Genomic DNA, 14,710 nt, shown 5'->3' with positions numbered 1-14,710 from the left:
ATCCCGCGTTCCTACCGTCGTTCCCGACCGATCGTGACGGAGGAGATGCACATGAGCCGCCACCTGGTGGTCGTCGGGAACGGCATGGTCGGCCACCGCCTGGTCGCCGCCGTCCGGGACCGTGACACCGCGGGGGACTGGGAGATCACCGTCCTCGGCGAGGAGACCCGCCGCGCCTACGACCGGGTCGCCCTGTCCTCCTACGTGGACGGCAAGTCGGAGGAGGAGCTGCGCCTCGACGACGACGACCTGCGCAGCGACCCGCTCGTCACCTACCACCTCGGCGACGCCGTGGCTTCGATCGACCGCGACGCCCGCCGCGTCACCACCGCGTCCGGCCGCACCCTGGCCTACGACGCGCTGGTGCTCGCCACCGGCTCGTACCCGTTCGTCCCGCCGGTACCCGGCAAGGACCTGCCCGGCTGCTTCGTCTACCGCACCCTCGACGACCTCGACGCGATCAAGGCTGCCGCCGCGGCGGCCGCCGACGACCCGGCCCGCAAGGGGCGGCCGTCGGCGATCGTCGTCGGCGGCGGGCTGCTCGGCCTGGAGGCGGCCCGCGCGATGCGGCTGCTCGGGCTGTCGCCGCAGGTCGTCGAGATCGCGCCGCGGCTGATGCCGGTCCAGGTCGACGAGGGCGGCGGCGCACTGCTCAAGCGGCTGGTCACCGCCCAGGGCATCGCCGTGCGGACCGGGGTGTCGCTGTCCGCGGTGTCCGCCGACCGCGGCCGGCTCGTCGGAGCCCTGTCCGACGGCGTCGAGCTCGACGCCGACCTCGTCGTCTTCTCCGCGGGCATCCGCGCCTCCGACCAGCTCGCCCGCGACTGCGGCCTGCCGGTCGGCGAACGCGGCGGGGTCTGGGTCGACGACCGCTGCCGCACCTCCGACGACGCCGTGTGGGCGATCGGCGAGTGCGCCGCCCTGGAGGGCCGCACCTACGGCCTGGTCGCGCCCGGCTACGCGATGGCCGAGGTCGTCGCGGACCGGCTGCTAGGCGGGCGGGCCCGGATGACGCCCGAGGAGCTGGACATGTCCACCCAGCTCAAGCTGCTCGGCGTCGACGTCGCGAGCTTCGGCGACGCGCACGCCACGACCGAGGGCGCGCTGGAGATCGTCGTCAACGATCCGGTCGAGGGCACCTACTCCAAGCTGGTCGTGTCCGACGACGCGTCAACGCTGCTCGGCGGAGTCCTGGTCGGCGACGCCTCGCGCTACGGCTCGCTGCGCCCGCTGGTCGGGTCCCCGCTGCCCGACGACCCGGTCACCCTCATCTCGAAGGGCGGGTCCGAGCCCGACGCGTCGGCGCTGCCGGACTCCGCACAGATCTGCTCGTGCAACGCCGTCACCAAGGGCACGCTGTGTGCCGCGATCGCCGACGGTGCGCACACCGTGCCGGAGCTGAAGGCGTGCACCCGCGCGGGCACCACCTGCGGCTCGTGCGTCCCGGCGCTGGCCCGGATCCTGGAACAGCAGGGCGTCGAGGTCTCGAAGGCCCTGTGCGAGCACTTCGACCACTCCCGCGCGGAGCTGTTCGAGATCGTCGCCGGGGCCGGCATCCGGTCGTTCTCCGACCTGGTCGCCCGCTTCGGCCGCGGCTCGGGCTGCGACATCTGCAAGCCGGTGGTCGGGTCCATCCTCGCGTCGCTCTACAACGAGCACGTCCTCGACGGTGAGCGCGCGACGCTGCAGGACACCAACGACCACTTCCTCGCCAACATGCAGCGCAACGGCACCTACTCGGTGGTTCCGCGGATCGCCGGTGGCGAGGTGACCCCCGAGGGCCTGATCGTGATCGGCGAGGTCGCCCGCGACTTCGGGCTCTACACCAAGATCACCGGCGGGCAGCGGATCGACATGTTCGGCGCCCGCGTCGAGGACCTCCCCGCGATCTGGCGACGCCTGGTCGACGCCGGGTTCGAGTCCGGGCACGCCTACGGCAAGTCGCTGCGCACCGTGAAGTCCTGCGTCGGCACGACGTGGTGCCGCTACGGCGTGCAGGACTCGGTGGGCCTCGCCGTCGAGCTGGAGCTGCGCTACCGCGGGCTGCGCAGCCCGCACAAGCTCAAGTCCGGCGTCTCCGGCTGTGCACGCGAGTGCGCCGAGGCCCGCTCCAAGGACTTCGGCGTGATCGCCACCGAGCACGGCTGGAACCTCTACGTCGGCGGCAACGGCGGCTTCACCCCGCGTCACGCCGAGCTGCTCGTCTCCGACGTCGACACCGAGACGCTCGTGCGCACCATCGACCGGTTCCTGATGTTCTACGTCCGCACCGCCGAGCGGCTGCAGCGCACCGCGCCGTGGATCGAGGCGATGGAGGGTGGGCTGGACCACCTGCGCGCGGTGATCGTCGAGGACTCGCTCGGCATCTGTGCCGAGCTCGACGCCGCGATGGCCCGCCACGTCGACTCCTACGCCGACGAGTGGGCCGGCGTCCTGGCCGACCCGCAGAAGCTGGAGCGGTTCGTGTCCTTCGTCAACGCGCCCGACACCCCCGACCCCACCGTCCGCTTCGTCGAGGAGCGCGGACAGAACGTCCCCGCCCCCGGCCGTCCCGACGAGCCCGTCCTGATCGGCCTCCCGGAGGTGTCCTCCCGATGAGCACCCAGCTCGACGCGTCCACCACCACCAGCACCAGCACCACCACCAGCACCACCGGGACCGGCGCGACCACGACCGCCGCGCCCGCCCCGGCCGGGACCGAGCCCACCGGCTGGCTCACGGTCTGCCCGGTGGAGCGGGTCCAGCCCGGCCGGGGGGTCGCCGCGCTCGTCGGCGACACCCAGGTCGCGTTGTTCCGTCTCGCCGACGGCTCGGTGTACGCGCTGGGCAACATCGACCCGTTCACCGGGGCCGCGGTCGTCTCCCGCGGCATCGTCGGCGACCGTGGCGGCGAGCCGACCGTCGCCTCGCCGCTGTACAAGCAGGTCTTCGCCCTGCGCGACGGCCGCTGCCTGGCGGGTGCCGACGAGGGCGACGCTGTGAGCCTGCCCGCGTTCGTGGTCCGGGTGATGGGCGAGGAGCTGCAGGTCGGGCTACGGTGAACGCCCCTTCCCGTACCGTCGTGCCCACCACCACCCGCGACGCTCCCGGCCATCTCCGCGCGTCCTCCGCGCCGGCCGGCCGGGACATCGGAGGAACGGAGAACCGGTGACCCGATCCGCCGCACGAGACGTCGCCGCCGCGCCCGACGCGGCGGCGGTGCCACCGCTGGCCGGGTTCACCGTCGGGATCACCGCGGCCCGGCGCGCCGAGGAGCTGGCCACGATGCTGGAGCGCCGCGGCGCCACCATCCAGCACGGGCCCGCGCTGCGCATCGTGGCGCTCGCCGACGACGCCGACCTGGAGAACCGCACCCGCGAGCTCGTCGCGGCACCACCGGACATCACCGTCGCGACCACCGGGATCGGCTACCGCGGCTGGATCGAGGCCGCCGACGGCTGGGGGCTGGGCGAGGAGCTGCTCGCCGCGCTCGGCCGGTCGGAGATGCTGGCCCGCGGGCCCAAGGCGCGCGGCGCGATCCGCGCCTCGGGCCTGGTCGACGCCTGGTCCCCGGAGTCGGAGTCCACCGCCGAGGTGCTGGAGCACCTGCTCGACCGCGGCGTCGAGGGGACCCGGATCGCGGTGCAGCTGCACGGCGAGCCGCTGCCCGACGTCGTCGACGCGCTGGAGATGGCGGGCGCCGAGGTCGTGACGGTGCCGGTCTACCGGTGGGCACCGCCGCTGGACCTCGCCCCGTTGGACCGGTTGATCGACACCACCCTGACCGGCGGGATCGACGTCCTGGCGTTCACCAGCGCCCCCGCCGCGGCCGGGATCCTCGCCCGTGCCGGGGAGCGGGGTCTGCGCGAGGACCTCCTCACCGCGCTGCGCGGCCCCGTGCTGGCGCTGTGCGTCGGCCCGGTCACCGCGGCACCGCTGGAGGCGCTCGACGTGCCGACCGTGCAGCCGCAGCGCTCCCGGCTCGGCGCGATGGTGCGGACCTGTGAGTCCGTCGCCCCGGCCCGTGCCCGCAGGCTCCCGGTCGGCGGCCACCAGCTGGAGCTGCGCGGACACGCGGTGCTCGTCGACGGCAGGTTCTGCCCGCTCCCGCCGACGCCCATGGCGCTGCTGCGGCTGCTCGCCAGGCGGCCCGGCCGGGTCGTGTCCCGCGCCGAGCTGCTCGCCGCGCAGCCCGGTGGGGCGGGCGACGAGCACGCCGTCGAGAACGCCATCGCCCGGCTCCGCGCCGCACTCGGTGTCCCCGGCCTGGTGCAGACCGTGGTGCGCCGCGGCTACCGGCTCGCACTGGAACCCGAGCACGGCGCGCACTGCGCCGAGGACCCGGAGGTGACCCGGTGACCGGACTCCCGCTGCTGCTCGTCGCGCACGGGTCGCGCTCCGACGCCGCCGACGCGGTGATCCGGTCGCTCGCCGAGGCCGTCGCCGCACGCGGCCCGCAGGTCGAGATCTGCTACGTCGCCGTCCGCGGTCCGAAGGTCGTCGATGCCGTGATCGGGTTGCAGGACCGCGGCCACGACGGCGCCGTCGTCGTCCCAGCGTTCCTCGCCGCCGGCTACCACGTGCGCACCGACCTGCCCGCCCAGCTCGCCGAGGCCGGCGCCGACCCGGCCCGGTTCGCGGTGACCCGCTCCATGGGGCCCGACCCGCTGCTCGCCGCCGCGGCCCTGGACCGGCTGCGCACGGCCGGCTACCGCGACGGCGACGCCGTCGTCCTCGCCGCCGCCGGCTCGTCGGACCCGTCCGCGGTCGCCCAGGTGCACGCGAGCGCCGGGATGCTCGCCCGCCGGGTCGGCCGTCCGGTCCCGGTCGGGTTCGCCGCCACCGGCAGCCCGTCGGTGGCCGAGCTGGTCGCCCGGCTGCACGACGCCGGGGAGCGGCGGGTCGCGGTCGCGTCCTGGCTGCTGGCACCCGGTGTCTTCCAGACACGGCTGCTCGGATCGGGCGCCGACGTCGTCGCCGACCCGCTGGGCGTGCACGACGACGTGGTCGCCGCCGTCCTCAAGCGCTACGCCGCCGGGGCCGCCGCGGTGCTCGCCGCCTGACCGTGCCCCGGCCCGACCCGGACCTGGTCGCCCGGCTGCGGGCGGCGGGCTGCGTGTTCGCCGAGGACGAGGCGGCGCTGCTCGCGACCGCGGCCGACGGCCCGGAGCGGGAGGCACTCGTACGGCGTCGTATCGCCGGTGAACCGCTGGAACACGTCCTGGGCCGGGTGGACTTCGACGGGCTGAGGGTGCGGATCACCCCCGGGGTGTTCGTGCCGCGCCGTCGCAGCGAGGCACTGGCGCACGCGGCCGTCGCCGCGCTGCCGGACCTCGCTCCCGGGCACCGACCGCTGGTGGTCGACCTCTGCTGCGGCTGCGGCGCGCTGGGCCTCGCCGTCGCCCGCCGGGCCGCCGCTGACGGTCACGCCGCCGACCCCCGCGCCGTCGATCTCCATGCCGCGGACGCCGACCCGGTCGCCACCGCCTGTGCCGCGGCGAACCTGGCCGGGATCGGGACGGTGCACACGGGGGACCTGTTCGCCGCGCTCCCCGGCCGGCTGCGGGGCCGGGTCGACGTGCTCGTCGCGAACACCCCCTACGTGCCCAGCGGCGCGATCGCGTCGATGCCCCCGGAGGCCCGCGACCACGAGCCCCGCGCCGTGCTCGACGGCGGCGCCGACGGCCTCGGCCCGGCCCGCCGCGTCGCCGCCGGGGCGGGGGAGTGGCTCGCTCCGGGCGGGACGCTGCTGATCGAGACCGGCACAGCACAGGCGCCGGTGCTGGCCGAGGTGTTCACCGCGCACGGCCTCTCCGCCCGGATCGGCACCGACGACGACCGCGGCGCGACCTGGGTGCAGGGCCGCGCTCCCCGCTGACCGGGGTATCAGGCGTCGCTCTGCTCTGCTCACCCTGCGCATCACCGTCCCGGCACCATCGGGAGTCGCACAGTCGTGGTCGCGTCCACGGGTTCGCGACTCCCGGTGCTCCGGAGGGGAACCCGGCTGCTGCCACGGCCGGGCCCGGGAAGATCCTCAGGATCGAGGGTCGGCGGCGACGGCGGGCACCCGGGACACGCTGCTGGGTTACCGGGACGGGGCGATGCTCGTCGCCGGCACCCGCCTGTTCGACGACGAGGCGCTGCGCCCCCGGAGGTGCCGCTGGGCGCGTTCGTCGCCGCGGGGTCCGCCCCGCTCGACGCCCAGCGCGCGCTGGCCACGGTGAACGCCTACGTCGTGGCCGGGATCGGCGCGCGCCGTGGCGGGTGAGGCCGGTCAGCGCCTGCGGTGCTCGCGGGGCAGCCGGCCGTCGACCATCAGGATCCCCTCGGCCCGCAGCCGGGCCGCCTGCTCGGCGGCGAGGTGCGGGGCCGAGCGTCCGTCGGAGCGCAGCACCCGGTGCCACGGCAGGTCGTGGCCGTCCTCGGCGAGGATCCGGCCGACCAGACGCGCCGAGCGGATCCCGGCGAGCTCGGCCACCTCGCCGTAGCTGAGGGTCTGTCCGGGCGGGATCGACCGGACGACCTCGCGCACGCGCTCCAGGATCTCCTCGTCCACGCCTGCAGTCTGACGCTGTCGGTGCCCCGTGGTCTCATCGCCCTATGAGCCGAACAGCCACCGAGCAGGCGTCGCCGCGCCTGGTGCGGGCGGACCCCCGGCCGGCTCCCGCGCGGGAGTGGACCGGTGCCGCCGCGCGGGTGCTCGCGCACGAGCGCGGCGCGCTGCGGGTGCTGGGCGGGCCGGGCACGGGCAAGACGAGCCTGCTGCTCGACGCGGTGGTCCGGCGCATCCGGGCCGGTGAGCCGCCCGGGTCGGTGCTCCTGCTGGTCGGCAGCCGCCGCGCCGCGGAGGAGCTGCGGGGCCGGCTGACGTCGCTGCTCACCGCGGGCGGCGGCGAGCTCGCCGGGGACTTCGGGGTGCGCACCACCCGTGAGCTGCTGGTGCGGACCGTGCACTCCTACGCGTTCGGGGTGCTGCGGCTGCACGCCGCGAGCCACGAGGACCCGCCGCCGCGGCTGCTGGCCTCGGCGGAACAGGACGTGGTGGTCCGCGAGCTGCTCGCCGGGGAGATCGACGGCTGGAACGGCACCGTCCCCGGCTCGGGCTGGCCGGAGCGGCTCGACCCGGCCCTCGGACTGCCCGGGTTCGCCGCGGAGCTGCGGGAGCTGCTGCTGCGGGCGGCCGAGCGCGGGCTGGGCCCGCGGGAGCTGGCCGAGCTGGGGCGTGAGCACGGCCGCGAGGAGTGGGTCGCCGCGGCCCGGTTCTTCCGCACCTACGAGGAGGTCACGTTGCTGCGCGGGGCGGCGGGGCGGGGCGCCCCGCAGGCCACGGCGCCGGCGCTGGACTCGGCCGAGCTCGTCGCCGCCGCGCTGGACACCCTGGCCGCGGACCCGGACCTGCGTGAACAGGAGCGGCGCCGGGTGCGCCACCTCCTGGTGGACGACGCGCAGGACCTCGACCCGCAACAGATGGAGCTCGTCGCGGCGCTGGCCGAGCACGCCGGTTCCACGCTGCTCGCGGGCGACCCCGACCAGGCGGTCCTGACCTTCCGCGGCGCCGACCCGCAGGGACTGACCGTGCTCGACGCGCCCACCGAGGTCCTCGCCGTCGACCACCGCCAGCGGCCCGGGGTGCGGGCGGCGGGCCTGCGGGTGGCGGAGAAGCTGCCGGGCGCCGGGGTGACCCGGACCCGGCGCGGCCCGGAGCAGGACGACGGGGCCCCCGAGGCCCCGGACGGTCCGGACGCGGCCGGGGTGGGTGAGGCCCTGCAGGTCCGGGTGTTCGGGTCGCCGTCCGCGGAGGCCGGCTGGATCGCCGACCGGCTGCGGCGCGCGCACCTCGTCGACGGGGTGCCGTGGTCGGACATGGCGGTGCTGTCGCGGTCCGCGCGGCGCACCCTGCCCGCGCTGCGCCGGGCGCTGGCCGCGGCCGGGGTCCCGCTGGCCGCACCACCGGACGAGGTGCCGTTGCCGCGCCAGCCCGCCGTCGTGCCGTTGCTGCTGGTGCTGCGCGCGGCCTGGCGGCCGTCCGCGATCGACGCCGACCTCGCGACCGCCCTGCTCACCTCACCTCTGGGCGGCGGCGACCCCATGCGGATGCGACGGCTGCGCCGCGGCCTGCTGCGGATGCACGCCGCCGCGGGGCACGACGTCCGGACCTTCGCCGACGACGACCGCGTCGAGGCGGGTGAGGTCGACCCGGCCGCGGCGAGCAGCGATCCGCTGCTGGTCGAGATGCTGCGCGACGCGGTCGCGGGCCGGCCCGACCCGCTGCCGATGCTCTCGCCCGCCGAGGCGGCACCGATGCGCGACGTGGGCCGCCTGCTCGACACCGCCGCCCGCTCGATCGGTGCGGGTGACCAGGTCGAGGAGACGCTGTGGAAGGTGTGGCGGCGCACCGGTCTGGCGAAGCGCTGGAGCGAGGCGAGCGCGCGCGGGGGGCCCGGCGGCGCGGCCGCCGACCGGGACCTCGACGCGGTGCTGGCCCTGTTCGACGCGGCCGCCCGCTACACCGACCGGCTGCCCGGCGCCGACGTCGGCGGGTTCCTGGAGTACCTGCTCGACCAGCAGCTGCCGGGGGAGACCCTCGCCCCGCAGGCCCCGCGGGGCGGCGCGGTCGAGCTGCTCACCGCCCACGGCGCCCGGGGCCGGGAGTGGACGGTCGTCGCGGTGCCCGGGGTGCAGGAGGGTCTGTGGCCCGACGTACGGCTGCGCGGCAGCCTGCTCGGCCACGAACGGCTCGTCGACCTCGTCGGCGGGGTCGCCGCCCCCGACGACACGGTCTCCCGCACGGCGCCACTGCTCGCCGAGGAGCGCCGGCTGTTCTACGTCGCCTGCACCCGTGCCCGGACGACGCTGCTGGTCAGCGCCGTGCAGGGGGAGGACGAGCAGCCCTCCCGGTTCCTCGACGAGCTCGACCCCCGCCCCGCCGACGCCGCCGAGGCCCGCCCGGTGCACCGGCCCGAGCGGTCCCTGGTGATGGCCGAGCTGGTCGGGGAGCTGCGTCGCGCCGTCACCGAGCCCGACCACGGCGACCCGGGGCGCGCCGCGCGTCGTCACCGGGCGGCGACCCAGCTGGCCCGGCTCGCCGCGGACGGTGTCCCCGGGGCCCATCCCGACGACTGGTACGGCGTCGCCGAGCTGTCCGACGGTGCCCCGCTGCGCGCCGAGGGAGAGCTCGTCCCGATCTCTCCCTCCGACGTCGAGACGATCGCCGGCTGCCCCCTGCGGTGGGTGCTGTCCCGGCACGGCGGCGACGAGACCGGCGCGCTGTCGGCGGTCACCGGCTCCCTGGTGCACGCACTGGTCCAGGCCCGCGCCGCCGGGGCCGACCCGGCGGAGCTGGAGGAGGTGCTGCGGTCGGCGTGGCGGCGACTCGACACCGGGGCCCCGTGGTTCGGGCGTCGCGAGCTGGTCCGGGTGCGCGAGATGCTCGCCGCCTTCGACGACTGGGTGCGCCGCAGCCGTGCCGAGGGGCTGCAGCTGGTGGCCGTCGAGCAACCGGTGCAGCTGGACCTGGACGCCGGGGACGACAGCGAGGGCGACGACCCGGGAGCGCCGCCCGGCGGCACCGTCTCCGGTGGCGAGACGCCGGACGGCCCCGCGCTGCTGCCGGTCGACACCGACGGCGTTCCGGGGCGCGGCGGCGGTGCCGCGCGGGCGGCGCGTCGGGTCCGGCTGCGTGGTCGGGTCGACCGGCTCGAACGTGACGACCAGGGGCGTCCGGTCGTCGTCGACGTCAAGACGGGGAAGACGGCCACCTCGGCGAAGGCCACCGCCGAGCACCACCAGCTGGCCGTCTACCAGCTCGCGGCCTCGCTCGGCGCGTTCGACGAGCTCGTCGGGGCAGGGGTGGAGCCGGGAGGGGCGCGGCTGCTGTTCCTGGCCGACCGCAAGGCGAACGGCGAGGCCAAGGAGCCGCAGCAGGCGGCGCTGCGCCCGGAGGAGATGGGGCACTGGCGGGACGTGCTGATGACCTGTGCCGAGGACTCGGCAGGGGCGGTGTTCGTCGCCCGCGCCGGGCCGGACTGCGACCGCTGCCCGGTCCGTACGAGCTGCCCCGTGGTCGAGACGGGTCGCACGGTGGTGGACGGGTGAGCGGGCCCGGCCTCACCGAGCGGACGCCCCGTCGGTCAGGGTGGTCAGGTCACGGGCGCCGGTCGGGCCCGGCGGTCGGCGACGCGGTCGATGACCAGCGCCGCACCCAGCCCGAGCGCGACCGCGGCGCAGAACCCGCCGACGGTGTCGGTGGCGTAGTGCGCCCCGAGCCGCACCATGCCCGCGCCGACGGTGCCTCCGGCCAGCAGCGCCGTGGCGGCCAGGGTGGCGACGGCAGGTCCGGTGCGGGCCACCGGCAGCAGCCCCACCAGCAGCAGGGCGACGACGAGCCCGATCGAGACCGCACCGCCGGTGTGGCCGGAGGGGAACGCGTAGCCGTCCGCGGTGGCGGTGCCGATGGTGCGCCCGACCACTGGTTTGAGCACCGTCGTCGCGATACCGGTCAAGCCGGGGCCGACGACGGCCAGCACGGCCAGCCGCCGTCGTCGCAGGTACAGGGCCAGCCCGGCGAGCAGCAGCGCGAACAGCACGACCGTCGGCGGCGAACCGAAGGTCACCGCGTCCGCGAGCAGCGAGCCCGACCGGTGTCCCAGCGCGTCCACCACGGCGTCGGCGTCCCGGTCGATCCGCCCGGCGGCCGCGTCGCCGCGGTAGGCCCAGGCCAGGACCGCGAAGACGGCGACGGCCGCCGCCACGATCAGTGGCGCCGGCCGTCGCAACGGTCCCAGCAGGGACGGGTCGTCGGGAGTGGGGCGCACCTGGCCCAGGTTAGCCCGCGCTGGCGAGCCCCAGGGCGCTCGCCAGCCGTCGCAGGTCGCCCTCCGGCTCCGTCATCCCGGGCGTGATGACCTGGGCGCAGACGTGGTCGGCGCCGGCGTCGAGGTGCTCGTCGAGCCGCGCCGCGACCTGCTCCGGGGTGCCGTGCGCGACGAGCGCGTCGATCAGGTCGTCGCTGCCGCCGTCGTCGAGATCGGACTCGGCCCAGCCGAGCCGCTTCAGGTTGCTCCGGTAGTTGACCAGGCTCAGGTAGGGCTTCTCGACGGCCGGGCGGCCCAGCGCCCGCGCGGCGGCGGGATCGTCGTCGAGCACGACCTTGTGCTCCGGTGCGATCAGCGGTCCGGCGCCGTAGCGCTCGCGGGTCGAGCGGGTGTGCTCGGGCGTGGTCAGGTACGGGTGCGTCCCGGCGGACCGCTCGCGGGCCAGGTCGAGCATCTTCGGGCCGAGCGCGGCGACCGCGCGGCCGTCGCGGGGGACCCCGAGCTCGTCGAGTCGATCCAGGTAGGCGACGAGCGCGGCGTAGGGGCGGGTGTAGTCGCTGGTGGCCTCGGGGTGCCCGACGCCGATCCCCAGCAGGAACCGCCCCGGGTGCCGTGCCGCGATGCGGTGGAAGGACTCCGCGACCTCGTCGGCCGGGGTGGCCCAGATGTTCACGATGCCGGTGGCCACGGCCAGCGAGGTCGTCGCGTCGAGCAACGACTCGGTCAGCGCCAGGTCCCCGGGCGGGGAGCCGCCGACCCACACTGCACCGAACCCGAGCTTCTCGATCTCGGCGGCGAGATCGGGGGACAACCCGCTCTCGTGCCGCCACACGCCGTACCGGCCGAGGGAAACACTCATGGTGGTGACTACCACCGCGAGGGGCCGATCATTCCCGGTCCTACGATGGCCCCTCCACTACGCGAGAGGCTGGAACAGCAGTGATCGACCTCAAGGCGGCCCGACAGGACCCGGACACCTTCCGCACGGCGCTGTCCCGTCGCGGCGCGTCCGCGGACTTCGACGCGCTGCTGGAGGTCGACGCGCGGTGGCGGGAGGCCACCGACCGCGTCGGCAGCCTGCGGGCCGCGGCCAAGCAGCGGCCCAAGGGGAAGCCGACCCCGGAGCAGGTCGAGCAGTTCAAGCTGGAGAAGGAGGAGCTGCGCGCCGCCGAGGACGCCCTCGCCGTCGCCGACACCGAACGGTCCGAGCTCCTCGCCCGCATCCCGAACCTGCCCGACCCGACCGCCGCCGACGGCATGGCGGAGGAGGACGCGGTCACCGTCCGCACCTGGGGCGAGCCGCCGGTCTTCGACTTCACCCCGCGGGACCACCTGGACCTGGCCTCGTCGACCGGCCGGGTCGACATGGCACGCGGTGCGCGGCTGTCGGGCTCGCGGTTCGCGTACCGGTTCGGGGACGTCGCGCGGCTCGAGATGGCCCTGTTCCGCTACGTCATGGACAAGCTCGCCGGCGAGGGGTTCGTCCCGGTGCTCGGCCCGGTCCTGGCGAACGAGCGGGCGATGTACGGCACCGGCTTCCTGCCCACCGAGGCGTCGAACCTCTACGAGCTGGAGAAGGACGGCCTCTACCTCACGGGCACCTCCGAGGTCGCGCTCGCCGGGATCCACATGGACGAGATCGTCGACCTCGACACGCTCCCCGCGCGCTACGTCGCGTTCTCGACGAACTTCCGCCGCGAGGCGGGCGCCGCGGGCAAGGACACCAAGGGCATGTTCCGGGTGCACCAGTTCGACAAGGTCGAGATGTTCGTCTACTGCCTGCCGGAGAACTCCCGGGACGTGCACGAGGAGCTGCTCGCCCACGAGGAGTCGATCGTGCAGGAGCTGGGGTTGCCGTACCGGGTGCAGAACATCGCCGTCGGCGACCTCGGCAACCCGGCCGCGAAGAAGTACGACATCGAGGCCTGGTTCCCGGTCCAGGAGCGCTACCGCGAGATCACCTCGTGCTCGAACACCACCGACTACCAGGCGCGACGCCTGAACGTCCGGTTCCGCCGCGAGGCCGGTGCGCCGACCGAGAACGTGCACACGCTCAACGGGACCGGTGCCACCGCCCGCGCCATGCTCGCGATCATGGAGAACTTCCAGGACGCGAACGGGACGGTCACCGTGCCGGAGGTGTTGCGGGCCCACGGTGCCCCCGCGACGGTCGGCACCCCGCCGGCCTGATCGCCGTACCGCAGACGGGGTGACGCGCGCGACCTCCTGACGGAGCAACCGAACGGGGTCCCGTGCGTCCTGCTTGCGTGGAGAAACCGGGGAGTGGTGTGTCGCGGGGCGGGGAACGCCCGGACACGCCCCAGCACACCGCCGTCGGTGGTGGGCGCCCCCTCGGGCCCGACGCCCGTCGGCCGTCCGCCGTGCCGTTCCCCGTGCCGTTCCCCGAGCCGTGGCCGACCGGACGACGGGCCCGGGTGCGCCGCGCGGGCGTGACCTCCGGCGCCGAGATCGCCGAGGCGACCCGCGGGCCGTCCGCCGCCGCCCGGGCCGCCGTACCGGGGCCCGTGTCCCCGGTGCCGCGGGCCCGCGGGCCCGTCCCCGCCGACGGCACCGTCGCGGCCGCGAGCGTCGGGGACGGAGCGGAACGCACCGTGGAGACCCGCGCCGTCGCCGCGTGCCGGCCGACGGGCAGGCACCTCACCCCGGACGCCGTGCCCGGTCCGCGCCGCGGGCCCCGGCCGCCCACCGCCGTGACATCGGAGGTCGGTGGCACCGCGGCCAGGCCGATCCCGGCGCAGACCTCTGCCGAGCCGATTCCCGCGCAGATCCCCACCGCGCAGATCCCCACCGCGCAGATCCCCACCGCGCCGGCGCCGCCGGCGCCGACTCCGCCGGCGTCGACCCCCGCGCTGCGGACCTCGAATGCACGAACTCCCGCAGCCCCGGAGCCGATCACCACCACCTCCCGCCTCCGCCCCACCGAACGTGGAGCCCGGGCCACGGGCGCCCGGGCCGGACGCCCGGACCGAGCCGGACACCCGGACAGAGCCGTGCGCCCGGACCGCGCGGTCACCGGCCTGCGCCGCCGGATCGCGCACGGCGCCGGGGCGATGGCGCTGGTGCTCGTCGCCGCCGCCGGGCTGACCTGGACCGTGCTCGTCCCGCCGGACGGCACGGCCGGTGCCGACCCGGCGACGTCCGCGCTGAACAACCAGCTGCCGCCCCCGCCGCCCCCACCTCCGCCGCAGCAGTGGCGTCAGGTCGGCGGCGACGAGTTCGACGGCTCCCGCGTCGACCGCTCCACCTGGACCGTCTACAACTCGCCCGGCGGGTTCGGCAACGGCCTGCGCCGCCCGTCCGCCGTCGGCGTCGGCGACGGCCTGCTCACCGTCACCGCTCGCCCCCGGGCCGCGGGCGGGGGTGTCTCCGGCGGCGTCGCGATGCACGACGGACAGCTCTACGGCCGCTGGGAGTTCCGCGCCCACACCGACGTCGGCACCGGCTACAGCCCCGCGATCCTGCTCTGGCCGGACTCCGAGCGGTTCCCCGACGACGGGGAGCTCGACATGATGGAGATCCCGTTCGGCGACCGGCACGCGGCCACCGCCTTCGTCCACTACGGCGCGCAGAACCACATCCTGTCGACCGCCAGCCCCGGCGACTTCACCCAGTGGCACACCTTCGCGCTGGACTGGCTGCCCGACCGGATCAGCTGGTACGTCGACGGGGTGAAGAAGTGGGAGGTCACCGACCGCCGCGCGATCCCCACCACCCCGATGCACCTGGCCATCCAGCTCGACCAGGGCCCGGCCTCCGGGTGGATCCCCGCTCCGGACGCGTCCACCCCCGACGAGGTGCGGCTGCAGGTCGACTGGGCCCGCGTGTTCGCACCCGTCGACGACGCCGGGTAGCGCCCGAGGCCGAACCGGGACGACGGCGGGGGTCGGGCACCGCTG

Annotated in this window: 11 protein-coding genes; 8 read left to right on the top strand and 3 right to left on the bottom strand. The window is 75.9% G+C overall.

Features of this window, described 5'->3' with window-relative positions; genetic code table 11:
* Positions 1–51 precede the first annotated feature (51 nt).
* The 5 genes from nirB (at position 52) to FVA95_RS03855 (ending at position 5,857) form a co-directional block, all read left to right on the top strand.
* A complete protein-coding gene (nirB, locus tag FVA95_RS03875; protein ID WP_149662967.1) occupies positions 52–2,598 on the top strand; it encodes a nitrite reductase large subunit NirB in 2,547 nt (848 codons plus the stop codon).
* On the top strand, positions 2,595–3,041 hold the full coding sequence (gene nirD / locus FVA95_RS03870; protein WP_149662966.1) for a nitrite reductase small subunit NirD: 447 nt from the start codon (positions 2,595–2,597) through the stop codon (positions 3,039–3,041). Before nirB ends, nirD begins: the two co-directional genes overlap by 4 nt.
* Positions 3,042–3,147: 106 nt before the next feature.
* Positions 3,148–4,338 carry a uroporphyrinogen-III synthase gene (locus FVA95_RS03865; protein WP_149662965.1) on the top strand — a complete coding sequence of 397 codons (1,191 nt, stop codon included), beginning with the start codon at positions 3,148–3,150 and terminating at the stop codon, positions 4,336–4,338.
* A complete protein-coding gene (locus FVA95_RS03860; protein WP_240051251.1) occupies positions 4,335–5,042 on the top strand; it encodes a sirohydrochlorin chelatase in 708 nt (235 codons plus the stop codon). The genes FVA95_RS03865 and FVA95_RS03860 overlap by 4 nt, the downstream gene beginning before the upstream one ends.
* A gap of 2 nt (positions 5,043–5,044) precedes the next feature.
* Positions 5,045–5,857, top strand: coding sequence for a putative protein N(5)-glutamine methyltransferase (locus FVA95_RS03855; RefSeq protein ID WP_149662964.1), 813 nt, complete (start codon positions 5,045–5,047; stop codon positions 5,855–5,857).
* 396 nt (positions 5,858–6,253) lie between these two features.
* Here the strand turns inward: FVA95_RS03855 and FVA95_RS03850 are convergent, their stop codons facing one another.
* Positions 6,254–6,535 carry an MGMT family protein gene (locus tag FVA95_RS03850; RefSeq protein ID WP_149662963.1) on the bottom strand — a complete coding sequence of 94 codons (282 nt, stop codon included), beginning with the start codon at positions 6,533–6,535 and terminating at the stop codon, positions 6,254–6,256.
* Positions 6,536–6,579: 44 nt separating this feature from the next.
* Between FVA95_RS03850 and FVA95_RS03845 the strand changes: the two genes are divergently transcribed.
* Entirely contained in the window at positions 6,580–10,074 is a 3,495-nt protein-coding gene (locus tag FVA95_RS03845; protein ID WP_149662962.1) for an ATP-dependent DNA helicase, read from the top strand.
* Between the two features lie 44 nt (positions 10,075–10,118).
* Here the strand turns inward: FVA95_RS03845 and FVA95_RS03840 are convergent, their stop codons facing one another.
* Positions 10,119–10,793 (bottom strand): phosphatase PAP2 family protein, encoded by a 675-nt coding sequence (locus FVA95_RS03840; RefSeq protein WP_149662961.1) that lies wholly within the window; start codon positions 10,791–10,793, stop codon positions 10,119–10,121.
* 10 nt (positions 10,794–10,803) lie between these two features.
* Positions 10,804–11,652 (bottom strand): LLM class F420-dependent oxidoreductase, encoded by an 849-nt coding sequence (locus FVA95_RS03835; RefSeq protein ID WP_149662960.1) that lies wholly within the window; start codon positions 11,650–11,652, stop codon positions 10,804–10,806.
* A gap of 80 nt (positions 11,653–11,732) precedes the next feature.
* Between FVA95_RS03835 and serS the strand changes: the two genes are divergently transcribed.
* Both serS and FVA95_RS03825 read left to right on the top strand, forming a co-directional pair.
* On the top strand, positions 11,733–12,983 hold the full coding sequence (gene serS / locus FVA95_RS03830) for a serine--tRNA ligase (protein ID WP_149662959.1): 1,251 nt from the start codon (positions 11,733–11,735) through the stop codon (positions 12,981–12,983).
* A 77-nt stretch (positions 12,984–13,060) separates the two neighbouring features.
* Complete coding sequence (locus FVA95_RS03825) at positions 13,061–14,665, top strand: family 16 glycosylhydrolase (RefSeq protein ID WP_161992190.1); 1,605 nt, start codon at positions 13,061–13,063, stop codon at positions 14,663–14,665.
* Positions 14,666–14,710: the final 45 nt, after the last annotated feature.

Source organism: Pseudonocardia sp. EV170527-09, assembly GCF_008369905.1.
GTDB lineage: Bacteria > Actinomycetota > Actinomycetes > Mycobacteriales > Pseudonocardiaceae > Pseudonocardia.
The sequence above is the reverse complement of the archived record's forward strand: the minus strand, read 5'-3'. Positions and strand labels throughout refer to the sequence as shown.